Annotated in this window: 1 rRNA gene (only partly in view); it reads left to right on the top strand. The window is 53.0% G+C overall.

The features are described from left to right. Positions 1–1,398 (top strand): 23S ribosomal RNA (locus PseuLF5_RS28060); it begins 1,719 nt to the left of the window's first position. Positions 1,399–1,428 lie beyond the last annotated feature (30 nt).

Raw genomic sequence — 1,428 nt, forward strand, 5'->3', positions numbered from 1 at the left:
TAAGGCCGAGAGCTGATGACGAGTTACCTTTCAGGTGACGAAGTGGTTGATGCCATGCTTCCAAGAAAAGCTTCTAAGCTTCAGATAACCAGGAACCGTACCCCAAACCGACACAGGTGGTTGGGTAGAGAATACCAAGGCGCTTGAGAGAACTCGGGTGAAGGAACTAGGCAAAATGGCACCGTAACTTCGGGAGAAGGTGCGCCGGTGAGGGTGAAGGACTTGCTCCGTAAGCTCATGCCGGTCGAAGATACCAGGCCGCTGCGACTGTTTATTAAAAACACAGCACTCTGCAAACACGAAAGTGGACGTATAGGGTGTGACGCCTGCCCGGTGCCGGAAGGTTAATTGATGGGGTTAGCTAACGCGAAGCTCTTGATCGAAGCCCCGGTAAACGGCGGCCGTAACTATAACGGTCCTAAGGTAGCGAAATTCCTTGTCGGGTAAGTTCCGACCTGCACGAATGGCGTAACGATGGCGGCGCTGTCTCCACCCGAGACTCAGTGAAATTGAAATCGCTGTGAAGATGCAGTGTATCCGCGGCTAGACGGAAAGACCCCGTGAACCTTTACTATAGCTTTGCACTGGACTTTGAATTTGCTTGTGTAGGATAGGTGGGAGGCTTTGAAGCGTGGACGCCAGTTCGCGTGGAGCCATCCTTGAAATACCACCCTGGCAACTTTGAGGTTCTAACTCAGGTCCGTTATCCGGATCGAGGACAGTGTATGGTGGGTAGTTTGACTGGGGCGGTCTCCTCCTAAAGAGTAACGGAGGAGTACGAAGGTGCGCTCAGACCGGTCGGAAATCGGTCGTAGAGTATAAAGGCAAAAGCGCGCTTGACTGCGAGACAGACACGTCGAGCAGGTACGAAAGTAGGTCTTAGTGATCCGGTGGTTCTGTATGGAAGGGCCATCGCTCAACGGATAAAAGGTACTCCGGGGATAACAGGCTGATACCGCCCAAGAGTTCATATCGACGGCGGTGTTTGGCACCTCGATGTCGGCTCATCACATCCTGGGGCTGAAGCCGGTCCCAAGGGTATGGCTGTTCGCCATTTAAAGTGGTACGCGAGCTGGGTTTAGAACGTCGTGAGACAGTTCGGTCCCTATCTGCCGTGGACGTTTGAGATTTGAGAGGGGCTGCTCCTAGTACGAGAGGACCGGAGTGGACGAACCTCTGGTGTTCCGGTTGTCACGCCAGTGGCATTGCCGGGTAGCTATGTTCGGGAAAGATAACCGCTGAAAGCATCTAAGCGGGAAACTTGCCTCAAGATGAGATCTCACTGGAACCTTGAGTTCCCTGAAGGGCCGTCGAAGACTACGACGTTGATAGGTTGGGTGTGTAAGCGCTGTGAGGCGTTGAGCTAACCAATACTAATTGCCCGTGAGGCTTGACCATATAACACCCAAGCAATTTGCGTCGAAGAGA

The organism is Pseudomonas sp. LF-5 (assembly GCF_037626295.1).
GTDB lineage: Bacteria > Pseudomonadota > Gammaproteobacteria > Pseudomonadales > Pseudomonadaceae > Aquipseudomonas > Aquipseudomonas monsensis.